The sequence below is a fragment of the Flavobacterium anhuiense genome (assembly GCF_050990855.1).
GTDB classification, from domain to species: domain Bacteria; phylum Bacteroidota; class Bacteroidia; order Flavobacteriales; family Flavobacteriaceae; genus Flavobacterium; species Flavobacterium anhuiense_C.
The window spans coordinates 4,019,064-4,036,761 of record NZ_CP158861.1; the positions used below are offsets into that span (position 1 = coordinate 4,019,064).

A 17,698-nucleotide genomic window follows, 5' to 3' on the forward strand; every position below is an offset into this window, starting at 1 on the left:
ATTAATTAGTCTTTTTTTCATCTGTTCCTGGAATAAGTATTAATAAAGGACTCAAAGCTCTTTTAATTTCGTCTACAGGCACACCTTCTTTTTTTGCTTTATCTTCCATCAAAGTTTGTATCGTATCCATATTATCGTAGGCATCGCCTAAAATACGCAATAAATCTTTGGGTTTTTCTGTTATAAATTTACCCATCATATCTTTTACTTGACGTAATCCATCTGAGCTAGCCAAATCTTTAACATCTGGTGTCAACAATATTTTTGTTAAATCAACAGCTCCTAATGTATATAATGGAACTTTTCCGTTCTCATTCCAATATGCATCAACATGGGAATCAAAAGCGAAAGCCCTAAATTTATCATTATTTAATTCAATAGTATTAGCATCTTTATATTTTTTTGAATCCAATCTATCTTCAATTGCTACTTGTAAGTTTTTGCGAGCTTCCTTTAACCAAATCTTACCTGAATTTGACATTGTCTTACTTGTTTCATTTGTAAAACGATTAATATATTTATGTCCATAACCCATATAATAGTCTGGTACAGGCTTACCAGGGTTTTGTCTCATAAAATCTCTTGCTCTCCAAGCATAATAACCTGTATTACCAAGTAAACTTTTAAAGAAAGGGGTTGGATCCAATCCATCAGAATCAATAAAGACTAAAGGATTATTGAAACATACATTATAAGCCGAATAATTTGGATATTTCTCCATCAAAGGATCGGTGTTCAACCATAAGCTGGTCTTCATATCCAAATACCTAGCCCCATAATAAGAAAGATTAGTCTCCCTATCCAGCTCCTTACCATTAAATAAATAAGGAGAACTAAACGAAGAACTATGCTCCTCAAACAAAACCTCTCCAAATGCAATATACTCCACGTGTTGCGAAATAGAACCGTTTTTGTTGGTAATATACGAAGTACTACCCAAATGATCAGGGTGGAAATAGAAAATATCATTTTCTGGCATTCCTGTTCCTGTAAAGCCTTCTCCAGATTTTACTGTTTCTGGTTCTACTGGCGGTCCAAATTGTACTGGCGGTCCTGGCACATCTCCAGGCGCATTGAAAATTGGATTTCTTGGCCAACCTGCTGGCGGTTCTTGGTTTTCTTCTACCGGTTTTAGTACTTCACTTGGGTACGGGTCGCCTGTAAATTCTGGTGTTGCATAAATTCCCTGCTGTGTCGGCGGTCCTGGAGGCACTCCTAAACTTTTCACATAGGTATCTAATGCTTTTTGCTGTTCTGCTGTAAGCTTGCCGTAATTAACGCCTCCTGCTGTTATTTTTAAAGGCTGTGCAAAAGTTCCGTTACCGAGTTTACTCACTATACGTCCTGCGCCTTCAAAATAATGCTTGGTAAATTTTCCTTTGCTAATTACAAAATAAGGAGAAACATAACCTGTATAATCATCGGTGTGTACAATGGTTGCCGCTGTCTCGCCATTTATAGCAACATTTTGAGAATCTCCTGAACTTTTAATAACGCGTTCTCCTCCTGCATCGTAGGTATATTGGTGAATTCTTCCATTGTCGTTTATTCCCATTAAGCGGTTTTCTTCATCCCAAGTCATTTTTCTGAAGCTTTTCTCTTCGGTATAACTTGTTGGGTTTCCGTTGCCATCGTAACTGTATTGTCTTGGTTCTGCCTTTCCTGCTTCAACAATTTTATTTGGTGCATTAGGGTGCAGCTCGTTGTCGTAATTATAGTCTAAAACATAGCCTTTCTGCTCGTTGTTTACTACATGCACCAATTCCTTTTTGGTAATATTGTGCATTTTATTATAGCTCATGTTCAGCTCGTAATTGGCTTTGGTAAACTCTCCTTGATAAGATGCTTTAGCCGATTTTAAACGGTAGAAATCATCGTATTGGTATTCATGCGAAGAGGTTCCTCCCAGTGTGTTGTTTACAATTGGAGCTGTGTTTTTTATACTTAAAACATTCCCAACCAAATCATAACCGTAAGCATTGTTCATGACTTGTCTGGCACCGCTTTGCACTTGCAGTTGCTGCAATCTTCTCATTACAGGATCGTAGGTATAATTGGTTTCGGTATCATTACCGTATTTTAAATACTTGCGCTGTTCAAATTCGTCATAACTCAATTGTTTAATATAATCGTAGGTATGGCTTTCTTTTTTACCCTGCATGCTCTGCAAGTTTCCTGCGCGGTTATAGGTATATTCTACCACTTCACCATCAGGATAAGTCATTTTTTGAATACGGTTCCAAGTATCGTATTCGTATTGCGAAATATAGGTTTGAATGTCTGTTGGCGTAATGCGAAGCGTTCTAATTTCTTTTTCGACCTCTCCTAATTTTCCATAGAAAAACTCCTGACCGCCGCTGGCATCCTGCACAAACCATAATCTGCCTCGGCGAGAAGCTGTTCCGTCTGCTTTACCATAATTATACTGCACGTTATTCTGCGGGTTTTTAGGATATTTAATACTCTCTAAACGGTTGTAATTGTATACGTATTGTATAGCGCCACCATTAGGAACTGTATTTTTAATATCTTGTGTAATACGCGTGGTCAAATTACCTGCCAAATCGTATTCCATTTTCGTTGTTCCAGCATCTGGATGCGTAAACTCGATACGTCTTCCTAACCAATCGTAACTGCTTTGAGTAATGTGATCCATAGCATCGGTAACTTTGATCATCTCGCCTAATGCATTCGTATCAAATTTTGTTGTCAAATCGTTTTGCATGCTGGCAACATTCTGTCCTGTCGCATCGGTATAAGTTGTATTTGTTTTGTTTAAAGCATCGGTTTGAGTAGTTCTCAAAACTGGCAAACCATCATAATTATCCAAAGCAAAAACAGTAGTATTGCTGCTTCCGTCTGGCAAGGTTACTTTTATCGGACGGTTTACCTCATCATAATCTGTTTTAGTAGGCGTAACCGTAGAAACTGCTGTACTAAAATTATTGTCTAATGTGGTTGTTGTGGTCGGATAATAACTGGTTACGGCTCTACCTAAACCATCATAAATTATTTTTCCAGAAATAATGTGCGCTTCTTGATCGGCACTTCCTGCTTGTGTAAATAAACTCGCTGTTTTCTTTACCTGCAAAGCTCTTCCTAAACCGTCTGTATAAGTATATGTTTCAATGTCTTTATCCAATTCTGGATCGTAATTTCTCGTTTTTGCATACGGCACTTTGGCTTCTGGGAAATACTCATAAGCAATGGTATACGGTTTACCCGAAGCAATTTCGTAAGGTGCACGAATCGTCGCAATACGACCTTTTGCATCCAAAGTGTAATCTGTACTTTGATCGTTACGGTCTGTAGTTTTTATTGGCACACCAAAACGGTAATTGTATTCCATTTTATTTTGGTAGCCAAAAGCATCTTTAATCTCTGTCATGTACTGATGATTCTCGGCATCATATACATATTCTAAGGTCATATGCTGGTCTTTATGATTAGCAGGACCTGTAATTTTCTGCAAGTTTCCGTACGTATCGTAAGCAATATCTGTAACCGCAACTTTATCTGCAGACGCATAATTTCTAATCTGCGTAACCTCAGCAGTTGTGGTATTGATAGTTGTGGCTCTTTTTCGGCGAAGACCATCTGTAGTAAATACTTCCAATTGTTTTGGAATTCCGCCATAATATGGAGTCGTACTTTCGTAATAACTAATTTTTGCGGTTACTTTATCGGCCGCAGAACCGTTTCCTAAATCTTCGTATTGAATAATGTTTCCGTTCGCATCATAGGTATTAAAAGTATTGGTTTCTAGATAATCGCTTCCGCCCTCATATACTTTCTGATTGGCATGAATTAATCCAACAAAAATGCGTTTGGCATCACAAGAAGGCAAGTTCAATTCTGAAACCGGAATACTCGCCTGTGTCGCCACATCGATAAAACTATATTCGTTTTCCGATTCCTGACGCAGTTGCCCGTTTTTGTCTAAAGTATAACTGTGTTTCAATAGATTTTTACGGAAATAATCCTGATTGTAAAACTCCTGAACCGTTGTCATAAAAACAGCATTATCTGCCGCATCAATCTGTTCCTGAATTACTTTTCCGAAACCATAAAATTCTCTTTCACGACGATCTTGATAACCGTCTTCATATCTGAATTTAGCAATCGAATGATCGATACCGTCGCCCGTATGTCCGTCAAAAATATCAACCGATTGTAAAACCCATTTTGCAGAAGGATTTTCGTAGCTTGGTTTTAGCAATTCATAATCTACAGTATAACTATTTCCAGCGCCATTTGTAACGCTTTTCAGTTTATTCGTTCTTTTGATGTTTGATAATTGCGCTGTTAATTGACCGTCGTCTTTAGAAACTACATAATCTAAATTTCCGTCACCATCAATATCCATAAAAGTACCTTCAGAACGGTTGGTACTCCATCCTTTGCTTCCTCCTATAGTTGGTGTAATACGCAATAACCAAATTGTAATATCAATTGAAACATTGGCATTTAGTCCGTAACTGACTCCTTTGTTCTGGTTCATTTCTGGAAATCTCGGATATACTACTGGCGTATCAAACGCGTTTCCTAAGTTTAAAGAAACCAACATTGTTCCACCTTCATATCGAATCTTATCTGCCAATCCGTCGCCATTAATATCCATAAAAGATTCATCACTATCAGACTGCGATCTCGCATAATTGGCTCCTCCTGAAATAGATCCCTGTTTAATGCTGTATCCTAAACCAGCACTCCAATCTGTAGAATTACCTTTGTTTATACTCGCTAAATTCCATTTTTCTGCTGGCAAAAAGCCGTAACCTGTATTTAAAAATACATCTCCAGATTCTGTTATTTTATCTGGCAGTCCATCTCCGTTAATATCACTATGAATCAACACAGAACGGTCTTCTCCTTTACCTTGTGAAGCATTTACAGAAATGCTGTTTCCTCCTTTTTCAGCTTCTTTTGAAGTGGTTTCTTTAGCCGAATCTTTTTTCACGCTTGCTTTCCCTATCGTAACGCTAAAAGAATTGGATGGTGCACCATGACTGTAGCTTCCACCAAAATTAGGTCCTTCAGAGCTTGTTTTAGAATGGCTAAAATTATCTCCAATATTTACGATTTGATCCGAAACTTTTCCAACAGGTGCTGTCAACTGCACATTTCCTCCGCGAATATAATCTGGGAAACGGTCTCCATTAAAATCACTCATGGTCTGGGTCATATACGAATCTCCATCTATAGACTTGCTATATCCCAAATTTGCTGAACCTCCCCCAGAAACACCTGCAGAAATACTTTTACTTTTGCTTTCGCTAATCATATCCAAAGCAGAAGTGCTTCCTCCTTGCAAATTAGGAAGTGAAAAATCAGTATAGTCGGCAATGTCGTCTTCTCCTAATCTCGATGTTCCGATGGTCTGTCCTTTAATGTAAATGCCTTCTTCAAGACCTTCCCATTTGTATTTGGTATAAGATGGATTTAGCGATACAAAATAACTATTCGCAACTTCATATCCTTTTCCGTCATAATTTTCGGGATCCGTATTATTTAAATCGGGTTCAGAATTATACGCCTCTGACTGTTTTAACAATGTTTGATCTATGGTATTGGAAGCCAAATTTCCGTTAATCGCAAATCCGCCCCACTGACGATGGTATAAACCAAAAGTTCTTTCGTCAGCATTAAGAAGGCTATAAATCGAAAAATCATCAGTTGTCGCATTCCAAATAACATCATCTGTCAGATCGGCTACGTCTTTTAAATCGTTAACCTGAACTTGCACATTTAAGGCATTAGCTTTTGGATAATTATTAATAATGGTAGTCGACTGCGCATTAGAAACGGTCATTTCCAATTGAATTGGCATTCCTGCTACCGCATCAGGATACGTTACAGTATTATCAAAAGCATCTATAACCGCGACCATTGTTCCTGCTGTAATTTTGTAACGGTTTCGCGCCAATAGCACATTCTTTTGTTTTGCCGAAATGATAACGTCTCCATTATAATTATTAATATTTCCTGGATATTGAAACGGCGTTGCCAAAATTAAATCTTGTGGCAAAATGCTCAGTTTTACTTTTCCGTTTACTGTTGATGTTACACCTGGAATAGTATAATTCCCTTCTCTTTTATTGTATAAAGTATGTGAAACTTCCATAGCAACTTCTTCTGCAACACTACCCGGATAAGCTGGCACTGTAACGGTTGGAGCAAAAGAAATAGTTTGCCAATTGATGTTGGTTTCGGTTTGAAGTGCCAAACTAATCTGCGTTTCGGCTTCAAATGCAGGAAGGTTTACTGACGCTAAATTAAATGATGCTACTTCATTAGCTAAAAAAGTCTTTTCAAAAACAATTACGGCTGGATTGGTTTGATTTAAATAGGTTTTAGTAATAACCAATTTAATATGATCTGAAGTTACAGGCTTGTTTAAAATTCCTTTTAGCACAACATTTCCAGCAGTAACAATTGTTTTTCCTGCCTGCGAACTGCTGAAAAACTCGGTATTGGCATTGTAAGAAGCCAAAGAATATCCATTGACATCTTTTAAAGTTGAAGGAACTGCAAAATCGCTTTCTGCTAAACTTCCATTCATGCCTCGGTCAAAATGTTTTATTTGCGAATAGGTCACAATAGGATTCCAATTTACGGCATCAAAATTTCCGTCTTTTACCGAACTAACTCTAAAGTATAAGCGCTCTCCTTTTTCTACCGCAATTCCTGTATTTTGTTTGGTTTTTACAGCATAATCTTTTGCACCGATTGCCTCATTCCAAAGCAACTGATTTCCTTTTTGGAAGTATAAACGAACACCGTCTGCTTTATCATTTCCTGCATTATTTACATATTCTGTACGCGCTTTTATACGCTCTGGAGTAGTTTCTTCAATAAGTTGATATTCGTGCGAAACAGATACAATACCTTTTACAGGCGCTTCCCACATACGCACGACATCGTGAAGCGGATTCTGCTTTTCGATTTCTTCGGCAGAAATGGTAGTAAAACCTGGAATCGTAATGTCTCCTCCTCCAAAAACAGGCGAAGGCGTTCCTGTACTGTTATTTTTAAAGGTCGGAATTCCATTTTCCAATCGGTTGTAATACACTTGTCCGTTTCGAACAAAATCTACTAAACCGTCTCCGTTAAAATCCATAAAGTACGCTTTGGTTTTATTGGTCGATCTTTGCTCATCGTAACCAATATTTCCATATTTCAGATTTAAATCGACACCCCAATTGAAAGAAGTCGATTTTGAAAATCCAACGTCGCTAATATTAATTTCTTGCAGTTCGCCAAAACCTAATTGTCCAGAACCTGCTAAATTTTTACGATAATAAACGCCATTTTTGTTTTTGAAAACCTTATCTGGCAATCCGTCACCGTCTAAATCTTCTAGAGATGCAGCGGTATCAGAAGTTCCCCAGCTATTTCCACCGTGACCTCCAACCGTAAATCCTTTTAGACTTCCTGCATTCGATGCCAAACCAATTCCAAGACGATAGCTAACACCATTTGTTGCTCCTTCAGAACTGCTGACCAAAGAGTGTTTTCCTGAAAATAATAGATCACTGAAAGCTGGAATGGAACTGTTTTTCAAATTATCATTTGGCACACTCCAAACCTGCTCTGGCCCAAACGGACTGTACTTTCCTGATGCATCACGAATGTCATCAAAATAGTCTAATTTGTTGGTGTAAAACAGTTTTGACTCCGAATCGTATTCTGAAATTGACTCTAATAAAGTCTTTTTAAAAGCGCCTTGTTTGTACTGCAATTCATAGCTGCGAATCATATCATTTTTGTAACGCACTTCGATTTTACGCAACAATTGATTGTTTAATTGCTTGAATCCTAAACGTGCCGAAACTTGAACGTCTAGACGATTGGCTTCTCCTAAATCGCTATTTTTTACAAAAGTGATGTTGTAATTTCCTTTTTGAGAACCAGAACCTGTGTAATATACTTTTTTAAGATACAATTCTCCGTCACGTTTGTCGTATTCGTATTCTACAGTATTTCCTTTTAAATCGACTTGAAGGCAAAGTACCCATTGACCAATATTTCCGTTTGCATCTTGCAGAATTCCGTTTGTTGAAAGTCCAGATTCATTTCCTCCGTAATAACTCGTAACACCAGTTTTATCTTTTACAACCCAATAATAATTTTTAGGCGACGATCCTTTACGAATAATCTGCTGAAAAGCGCCTTCTCTTCTTGGATAAAATTGTTTGTCTGAAGTTCTGCCAATCCATTCTGCTCGATGCGAATTCGGGATTAAAGCTTCTCCAGCAATACTATAACTTTCTGTTTCGTTTACGGCATCGTATCTTGGCGCTCCCCAACGGGTTTCAATATTGACAGAAGGCGCAGAAAGATCCCAACCTGTTCCTGCCCAACTGTGTCCACCATCACTATCATACTGTAAGGTAAACGATGGCTGCATTCCTCCTCTTCCATTCGGAATGGCAATAGAAAATCCTGTGCTTGCTGTTCCTCTTCCGTTTGCTGAAGGAGGCGCAATAGATTGGATTCCAACTAACGGACTCGCCGCTTTTAAATCTTTTATGCTTGTTGGCGTATAACCTGAAGTTTCTGGCGATTCAGGCATTTTGATAATTCCAGCAATAAAATCGGTAAAATGTGTTGTTTTGGCTTTAATTATACCTTGTTTGATGTCTAAAGAGTCTTTGGAAACTTCCTGCCAGAGACGTTTGTTTTCATCAAAATAGAATACATTAATATCTTTTTCCGTATAACCTTCTGGGATTGCTTTTTTATTGAAAGGCAACGAAAGTGTCACTGCTTTTTCGAAAATGGTTCCGTGAGGCAATAATCGGAATCCTGCGCTTCCATCGGTAACATTGACCATTGCAGCGTTTAAAGGCGCAATATCAATTTTTCTCAATCCGCTTACCGAAACAGTGATGTTCTTTTTTAAAGCTCCTTCTGGGAAAGAAGCGTTAAACTCTTTGTATGCTAATGCATTTGCGGTTTCAAAATGGATGGTTTTTAAAACGCGTTCTTTTGCATTTTCAATAGATCTGTAGCTTTCTGCTTTTAAAAACTGACTTAATTCTATTTTTTCGTTTGAAGTAACGCCGCCTGCTGTTTCTTTAATTACTGAAATTGATTTACCGATATTTTCTGCATCCAGAACCAATTCAAATTCAGGCTGATTAAGATCGATATCAATGCCTGAAATCGTCATTTTTCTAATCTTCGAAGGGAAATTGGTTCCTTTGATGTACAGTTTATTTTCAGCTTTCAGAAGCGTTAGCGCTCCTGTTTCGAATGTCTTTTTATATACAATTCGTACATTTTTAATTTTATACGAATTGGAGATTCCTTCTGGTGCTGTAAATAATAAAACATTATCTCCTGCTCTTAAAGATTTCTCTGACAATAATTCTGACTGTTTTGACCAAGCATTATTTTGTGATACAAACTGTCCTCCAATACTAGGCTGATTGTTTAAACTTCTCGAAATGGAGGCCGCTTGATCGTAGCCATAAAGCTCATATTCCAGATATACATTTTCATCTGCTGTTGGAAGTTCGTCAATTTTCAAATGAAAAACGTTGTCATAAGCATCGTCCGTATCATCAGCGCTCTCAACACCAATTATACCTTCCCTTATATCTGCTGTAAATAATTTGGTTGTTTTACTTTCCGGATCTTCATCAGATAACTGACCAATTTTAGCATCGGCAGTTTCTGTTTCTTCCTTATTTTCATTAAAAAAAGATGGCAATCTGTATTCGCTAAAATTAGCAGCAAATAAAAAAGTACCTATCAAGAACAGTAATAATATCGTTTTATTTTTCATAAAGCACAATAATCGATTTGGGATCGGTTTATAGTTTATTTAAGTATCCGAAAGAAGAAAAACTTCTGCGGTGCATTATTTCACAATAACTTTGAAAGTTTTAGTGCCAAAATCTGATTCTACTTTTACCAGATACATTCCTGAAGCGCCAATAATCTGGTCTTCGTGCAAGTAGGTTTCAACTTGGCTGTATTTCTTTTCTTTTAAAAGTGTCCCTGAAACAGCGTAAATTCCTATTGTGGCGTTGGTCTTTTTAGGAAACTGCATGGCGATGGCAAATCTTCCGTCTACTGTTGGGTTTGGATATAAAATCAAGACGCTTGCATCGGTAATTTCTTTTCCGTCTGTAGTTATGGCAATTTTCTTAGACGTTTTACATTCCTGCGCATTTAGCAATCGAAGCTCATACGTTCCCGCTTGATCGACTAATATCTTCGCATTATCATCAATAAAATTCCCTTCATAAAACCATTGGTATTCATAGTTCCCCACAGGAAGATCTTTACTTGCGTCCAAAAGCAATGCGTTTCCATCAGTAAGCAAATATTCTGATTTCAAATTAGGAAAAGTGCCTTCTTTATCGGCCACAAAAACGGTTTCAGAATATAGATTTCCTTTTCCGTCTTTTACAATATAATCATACGTTCCCGATGCCAGTTTTACTCCAGAATTGCTTTTTGCCGCTTGACTCCATTGCTTTACAACCGTTTCGCTGCCTTCTTTTTTTACGGTAACAGTAAAAGGCGCTTCTCCCCCTTCAATGGTATAATTTAATTCTCCTGAACTTGCTACTCCGCAGACTGCATCAGTAATCCAAACTCTACTGAACATTTGAGGTGCCACTTTCAAAGTAAATTTTGCAGTTCCAGATTTGTGTTTATTCCAGTCAAAATCTTTTAAAGATAATTTCTCTGAACTTGAAGTGCTTCCCAATCGAATGTATTCAGAATCTGCTTCGTCATAAGTTCCTTTTCCAGAATAATCTACCAAAAGCCAGTAATATGTATCTCTTGGCAAAGTTCCTTTTATGAATGCTGGATTGAAATTCCAATCTAAACTTAAATCGGAAGGATTTGCAAAATCCAATTGCCATTCTCTAGAAACACCAATTGGCTCGCCTTGCTCTTGTTTTTTAACTAAAAGATTTTTTCCGTTATCGCTCCAAAAAGCAAAATAATTATTTGGGATTGTATTCGATTTGCTTTTTAGCTCAAAGGACATTAATCCTTCATCGATCATATTATTACTTTTAAGTTGCAATAATCCGCTGGCATCATCGCGCCCAACTGCGGTAATTGATGAAGTATATCCTTTATGTTTCTCTGCATTCCAAATCGTTTCTCCTAAACTGTTGATGTAATTTTTATTGTCAAATTGAGAAAGCGATATTCCGTACTTAATGGCCAAATAACTGGCTGCCTTTTGCGTTTCGATTCCGGATAAAACACGGTTGTAGATTAAGATTTCGCTAATGCTTCCTTTAAATTCCTCTGGCGGTAGTTTTTCATTTTTTGCTTTCTGACCAAAAATCAGCGATGATAGTTTTGCAACGCTATCTGTAACATTCTGCTGAAAAAAATGAATATTCGCTTTATGCGGTTTAATCTTTTCCTGATAGGATTGATACGAATATTTCTTTAAATCGACCAATCGTTTGTTTGTCGCCGCCGAAATTATTTTCTCTGGATCATTTATTGTCCATAAAAACTGTTCTTTCAAACTGTCTTTCACTTTATAAACCATAAATAAGGTTTGGCGTCTTTTGCTTTCTATGCCCAACGGCACAATAAGCGAATCCTGAGTGGTATCAAAAACAATACTTGGATTAAAATTAAAAGCAGCTCCTCCATGCCTTTTAGCCGATACTTTAGCTTCTTTATTATTTATAAGAGTTTCCCAATAATAGTTATCACCGGCATTTCTGGACTTAATCCAAAAATAAGGCTCTAAAACCGCTCCAGGAAGTACTTTCTGCTGAGAAAAAGCATCATCTGCTGTACCTATTAGGCTTGAAATTACCAGTAAAAAAATCCTTTTATTCATAATTAAAACTGCTTTTTATGATAATCGTTTCTAGAAGTTTCCTAAATCGTCAAAATCAAAAGAATAACCAATAATGAGCGAAATGCTATTGATTTTGTTTTTGTTTTCGCTGTAGCGATGTCCATTTTCTTCGGTTCTTAAAGCATCTGTAAGACCTAAAGCATAACGCGCTCCAATAGAAAGCTTATTGCTAAACTCATAACCGGCAGAAAACATTCCGTAGAAATAATTTTTACCTGTTAGCGATTCCTTCAAAACCTTCTGAACATTGGCATCAGGTTCGAAATAAACGCCAGAATCGGCAAATATTTCTTGTGCATTGGACGTGTATTTTATATTATCAGAGGCAATATTAAATCCGACATAAGGTCCAACGCCAAGATAAAATCCTTCGGCAGGATAAAATTTAAATTGAGCGCCAAGATTGATGTAGCTGTAGCCAAAAGTCATTTTATACTTCAGCCCTTTTTCGTCTTCATAATTTAGATCTGTTCCTTGTCCAGAATACGAAACCTCAGTTTGGATCGCCACTTTTGCATAAGGATATTTCCAATTGATAAAAAAACCGCCAGTTCCTCCAAACTTGCCTTCTTCTTTTAAAGTATATCCGTCATAAATACCTTTTGGAACTATCACATCTGGAAGATTAGAAATTTTCGAATAAATACCTCCAGCAAATAAACCGTATGTAATTTCGCGATCGCTTTGTGCAAATAAAGTTTTGGTGCTTACTAAAACTAGAAGCAGAATAATTTTTTTCATTTTTTATTAAATTACCATTGATGAAAACTGTAGCCTAACGAAAAACTAAAGACACTGCTTTTGTTTTGGTTTTCGATAAACTGAAAAGAAGATGCATTGCTTTTAACCATGTCTTTTACGCCCAAGTAATAGCGAAAGTCAAAGTGAATGCTTTTATGAAGTTCATAACCTAATGCAAAACACAACGAAAAATCGTCATCGCCATCTAAGCCGTCAATATAAAACTGTCGGGTTGCCACATCGTACATTCCACCTGCTTCATTAGACGTATAAGTAACGTCATTAGGCGACAAGTTGATTCCGTAAAAAGCGCCTATTCCGAAATTTAATCCTTCGTAAGGATATACTTTATACAAGGCTCCAATTTGTAAAAAAGAGTAATTAAGGCCAAGTTCAAATTCTTTTCCAACAGCATCATGATAGGTGATGGTTTCTCCCATTTGACGGAATAAAATTTCAGGCTGAATAGCAACACGCGTGTCATACAGTTTGCAGTTCATAAAAAAACCGCCTTCTAATCCGAATTTTCCTTTGCTTTCCATTACACTGTTGTCAAAGGTATTGTCTCGCCCTTTGATACTTTCTGGAATATTACTAATTGTGGAGTGAAGAGCTCCAAGTTTTAACCCGTAGGTTATATTACTTTCATGTTGAGCGTAAACTGAAACATTAAAAAAACAACAAAATATTATGAAGTGTAATATTACTTTCATTTAAAAAAATTTTTGCGAATATATGTATTAATTTTAGTTTAATTTTTAAAAACACCGATAAAAAGATTAAAAACACCGATTAAATACACACCCACTCTACTTTAAGTATATTTGCCTATTATATACAGCACTACAGAGGCGATATTAAAAAAAGAGATTTCGTTCCTTGAACAAAAAATTGATATTTGCCGTTACAGTTTGTATTTTTGCCCTTATGAATGACAACTTTATAAATGAATACTTCGGTATAGGAATACAAAATGGTAAAACCCCAGAAAATTTAGGCGTTTTATGGCGATCTGCTCAAAATTTAGGTGCGACTTTTATCTTTACCATTGGCAATCGATACGCCAAACAAGCGTGTGATACTCACGATGCGGTAAAAGCAATTCCTTATTTTCATTATGATACTTTTGAAGCTTTTTTTGAAAATTTACCAAAAGGAGCACGATTAGTTGGTGTTGAATTATCTGATAACGCCACTGATCTTGAAACTTTCGAACATCCGAGACGTTGTGTTTATATATTGGGCGCAGAAGATCATGGCTTATCCAAAAAAGTAATGGAAAAATGCCATCATTTAGTAAAATTCAAGTCAGAAAAAAGTTTGAATGTAGCGGTAGCTGGAACTATTGTAATGTATGATAGAAATTTGCCTAAACCTCGTTCTTAATATTTTAACAACTTTATAATCCAAAATTAAAATGACTTGTTTTTAAGTCATTTTTTTTTTGCGCCATTAAAATAATAAGTCTTCCCTTTTTTACAAGGTATTAAATTGCATTCTTCTTTTTTTAAGAATTTTCTTTTTTAAATCTATTTTTTTTAAAGAAACCCAATAAACAATACTATTGGCACCCTCAAATCGTATTATATTACACCTCACAAGACTCTTAATTAATCATTTTTGCATCCGTTAATCATATTGCAATCAAATAGATATGATTTTCGAAAACTAACTATCAATAACCAAAATTTCAAACCAAAAATGAAAAATCACTTTAGGATTAAAAAGAGTCCTAATGGTGTGTCTCAATTTAATTTGAAAAAGAAAATGATGCTATTTTGCATCTTGTTTTCTTTATTTCAAATTTCTGGATATGCTATTAGTTCTAAGAGTACAACAGTGTCTTCAAATGTACTTCAAACAGAAATTAAAGGACAAGTAAATGATGAAAACGGTATGCCTCTGCCGGGAGTTACTGTACTTGAAAAAGGAAGTAAAAATGCTACTTTAACGGATTTTGACGGAAAATTTGCTTTAAAAGTAGAAAATGCCAATTCGATAGTAGTCCTATCTTTTCTGGGTTATACCACAACCGAAGTTAGCTTAAATGGTAAAACCACAATTACCGTAAAAATGCAAAAAGCAACCACTTCATTAGATGAGGTAGTTGTAGTAGGTTATGGAAAAATGAAGAAAAAAGATCTAACAGGTGCGATTGTTCAAGTTACGCCAGATAGATTGGTAAATCAAAATCCGCAAACGGTTCAGGACATTTTGAGAGGCACTCCTGGAGTACGAGTGGGTTACGATCCTTCTGCAAAAGGAGGCGGCAATATCCAAATTCGCGGACAGACTTCTGTGTATACAGCTAATTCAGATAAAAATGTAAAAACAGGAGGACCTCATAACTCGCCACTTATTATTCTAGACGGAATGCAGTTTTATGGTGAGTTATCAGAAATTAATCCAGACGATATTGCACAACTTGATATTCTAAAAGATGCTTCGGCATCATCTGTATACGGATCAAGAGCTGCCGCAGGGGTTATTCTTATTTCGACCAAAAAAGGTAAAACAGGCAAACCTATGGTAAACTTTACTACCAATACTACTATTAGCAATAAAAGCGCTTATCGCAGTGTGTATTCGCCAGAAGGATATTTAAAATATCGTGAAGATTGGGAAACTGCTCAAACCTACGGTGTAAACACAGCAACTGGACAGTACGAAGCATTTATAGCAGGAACCGTTGCCAATGGCAAACCAGGCTATTTCTCTAACCCGAATGATTTAAGCAAATGGGACATTACTGAAACACAATGGTTAGCGTATCAGCCCGCTACTCAAACCAACGGTAAAAGTTCAAAAGAAGTTTGGGGCGCACGTTTAGGATTGGATTTTGATCCTTCGCTTATGGCTAATTTCTTGGCCGATAAAACACATGATTGGAGTGATAGCTCTTTTAGAACAGGAATTAATCATGACAATAATTTAAGTATTTCTGGCGCAAGTGACAGAGTAAATTACTATATGTCTTTTGGCTATTTAACTTCAGAAGGAGCTATTGTTGGAAATGATTATAAAACAGCCCGTTCTAATATGAAAGTTGACGCTAAAATTACAGATTGGTTAGATCTTAGCGCAAACGTTAATTTTCAGGATCGAACAGATGGAGATGTTACACCTTCTTTGGATACGCGTTCTGGTTCTAATAATATGATGAGAACAAGCCCTTTTGGAACCTTTATCGATGCAAATGGCAATTACGAAAGACAGCCGATGGGAAAAAATGTTTCTGGGCAAAATTATAATTACTATTATGAACGCCAGTTTATTGAGAAAGAAACGGGCTATGTAACCTTAAATTCTATTTTTAATGCGAAGGTGACTTTGCCTTTGGGAATCACTTATTCGTTTAATATTGCTCCTCGTTACCAATTTTTTCACGATCGCTATTTCAGATCAACACAAAATCCAAACTGGCCAGCCGCAACTACTGGAGTAAATAGAAAAAGTTCAACAAGATTTGATTACAACTTGAATAATACCATAACGTGGGATTATACAATTGCTCAAAAACATCACTTTATTGCCACTTTTGTTCAAGAAGCAGAAGAGCGCCGATATTGGTTAGATGAAACAGATGCCTATAATATTCAGCCTTCAGATGCTTTAGGTTTTCATTATGTTAACACAGCAACAATGGCCAATAGTGCTATTCGATCAAACGACACACACGAAACAGCAGATGCTTTAATGGCTAGGCTTTTCTATTCATATGATAATCGTTATATGCTTACGGCGACTATTCGTCGTGATGGATATTCAGCTTTTGGAGCTTCAAACCCTTATGCCGTGTTCCCTTCTTTTGGAGTTGCTTGGAACTTTAAAAATGAAAAATGGTTCAATTGGGAAGCGATGAGCACAGGAAAATTGCGTTTGTCTTGGGGACAAAATGGAAACAGAACACTTGAAGATCCGTACGTTTCTTTGGCAAACCTTGTAAATACGGGTACAATGGGATATTTAGACCCTTCAGGAAAGGCTCTTGAAATTAAATATTTAGCATTAGATCGTATGGCAAATCCCAATTTAGTATGGGAAAAAACGACCTCAAACAATATAGGTCTGGATTTAGGTTTCTTACGTGATCGCATTACTGCCACTTTAGATTTTTACAAGGCATCTACTCGCAACATGATTATGAGTCAATCTTTGCCTGGTTTTACAGGATTTTCATCAATTGCCACTAATCTTGGAGAGGTTCAAAATAAAGGTGTCGAAATGAGCCTTAATACGCTAAACATGAAAAAGCCAAATTTTGAATGGCGCACTACACTAGGAATATCTTACAACGAGAATAAAATTGTGTCTTTGTATGGCAACATGGTAGATATTAAAGATGATAGCGGAAATGTCATCGGACAAAAAGAAGGCGATGATTCTGCAAATGGATGGTTTATCGGCAGGCCAATTACTCAAATTTGGGATTATAAAATAACTGGAATCTGGCAGAAAGACGAATGGAAAGAAGCTCAAAAATACGGACAGCGTCCTGGAGATCCAAAAGTAGCCAATAGCTACACAGCTGATGATGTAGATGCTGTAGATGCAGATGGTAATGCATATAAAAAAGCGGTTTATAATGAAAAAGACAAACAGTTTTTAGGCAATTCCAATTCTCCTGTACAATGGTCACTTCGCAATGATTTTAAAATTTATAAAAATTGGGATTTAGGTATCAGTATGTATTCTAATGTAGGTGGCAAATCGCTTGATTCTAATTATATGAATACATTTAATGATTCGAGTTTGTACAAATTCAACTTCAATCCTTATGTAAATCCGTATTGGACATTGGACAACCCAACAAATAAATGGGCGCGTCTTGATGCTAAAGGACCTGCTGGAACTCCAGTTGCTCCAGGAAGATTATACGATCGCAGCTTTGTACGTTTAGATAATATTTCGTTAGCCTATACTCTTCCTAGAGATCTTTTAGATAAAGTTCATATTAAAAGTATAAAAATCTATGCTTCAGTTCAAAACGTTGCAACATGGGCAGCTTCTAAAGAATGGAAATATTATGGAGATCCAGAAACAGGCGGACTGGCAACACGACAGTTTAATTTAGGTTTTAATTTCCAACTTTAAAATTAT

At 36.6% G+C, this 17,698-nt stretch carries 6 protein-coding genes; 2 read left to right on the forward strand and 4 right to left on the reverse strand.

Features of this window, described 5'->3' with window-relative positions:
• Position 1: 1 nt before the first annotated feature.
• The 4 genes from ABTV69_RS17805 to ABTV69_RS17820 form a co-directional block, all read right to left on the reverse strand.
• Entirely contained in the window at positions 2 to 9,793 is a 9,792-nt protein-coding gene (locus tag ABTV69_RS17805; protein ID WP_433831152.1) for a SpvB/TcaC N-terminal domain-containing protein, read from the reverse strand.
• A gap of 75 nt (positions 9,794 to 9,868) precedes the next feature.
• A complete protein-coding gene (locus ABTV69_RS17810; RefSeq protein WP_433831154.1) occupies positions 9,869 to 11,836 on the reverse strand; it encodes a T9SS type A sorting domain-containing protein in 1,968 nt (655 codons plus the stop codon).
• Between the two features lie 30 nt (positions 11,837 to 11,866).
• A complete protein-coding gene (locus tag ABTV69_RS17815; protein WP_433831156.1) occupies positions 11,867 to 12,598 on the reverse strand; it encodes an outer membrane beta-barrel protein in 732 nt (243 codons plus the stop codon).
• Between the two features lie 11 nt (positions 12,599 to 12,609).
• Complete coding sequence (locus ABTV69_RS17820; protein WP_433831158.1) at positions 12,610 to 13,311, reverse strand: outer membrane beta-barrel protein; 702 nt, start codon at positions 13,309 to 13,311, stop codon at positions 12,610 to 12,612.
• Between the two features lie 214 nt (positions 13,312 to 13,525).
• On the opposite strand from ABTV69_RS17820, the gene ABTV69_RS17825 reads away from it, so the two are divergent.
• Entirely contained in the window at positions 13,526 to 13,984 is a 459-nt protein-coding gene (locus tag ABTV69_RS17825; RefSeq protein ID WP_433831160.1) for an RNA methyltransferase, read from the forward strand.
• Between the two features lie 315 nt (positions 13,985 to 14,299).
• On the forward strand, positions 14,300 to 17,692 hold the full coding sequence (locus ABTV69_RS17830; protein WP_433831162.1) for a SusC/RagA family TonB-linked outer membrane protein: 3,393 nt from the start codon (positions 14,300 to 14,302) through the stop codon (positions 17,690 to 17,692).
• The last annotated feature ends 6 nt before the right edge of the window (positions 17,693 to 17,698 follow it).

Excerpts from the sequence above, each read along its gene's own strand:
- ABTV69_RS17820 (WP_433831158.1), bottom strand. The coding sequence starts at position 13,311 with ATGAAAGTAATATTACACTTCATAATATTTTGTTGTTTTTTTAATGTT.
- ABTV69_RS17825 (WP_433831160.1), top strand. The coding sequence starts at position 13,526 with ATGAATGACAACTTTATAAATGAATACTTCGGTATAGGAATACAAAAT.
- ABTV69_RS17830 (WP_433831162.1), top strand. The coding sequence starts at position 14,300 with ATGAAAAATCACTTTAGGATTAAAAAGAGTCCTAATGGTGTGTCTCAA.
- ABTV69_RS17810 (WP_433831154.1), bottom strand. The coding sequence starts at position 11,836 with ATGAATAAAAGGATTTTTTTACTGGTAATTTCAAGCCTAATAGGTACA.
- ABTV69_RS17815 (WP_433831156.1), bottom strand. The coding sequence starts at position 12,598 with ATGAAAAAAATTATTCTGCTTCTAGTTTTAGTAAGCACCAAAACTTTA.
- ABTV69_RS17805 (WP_433831152.1), bottom strand. The coding sequence starts at position 9,793 with ATGAAAAATAAAACGATATTATTACTGTTCTTGATAGGTACTTTTTTA.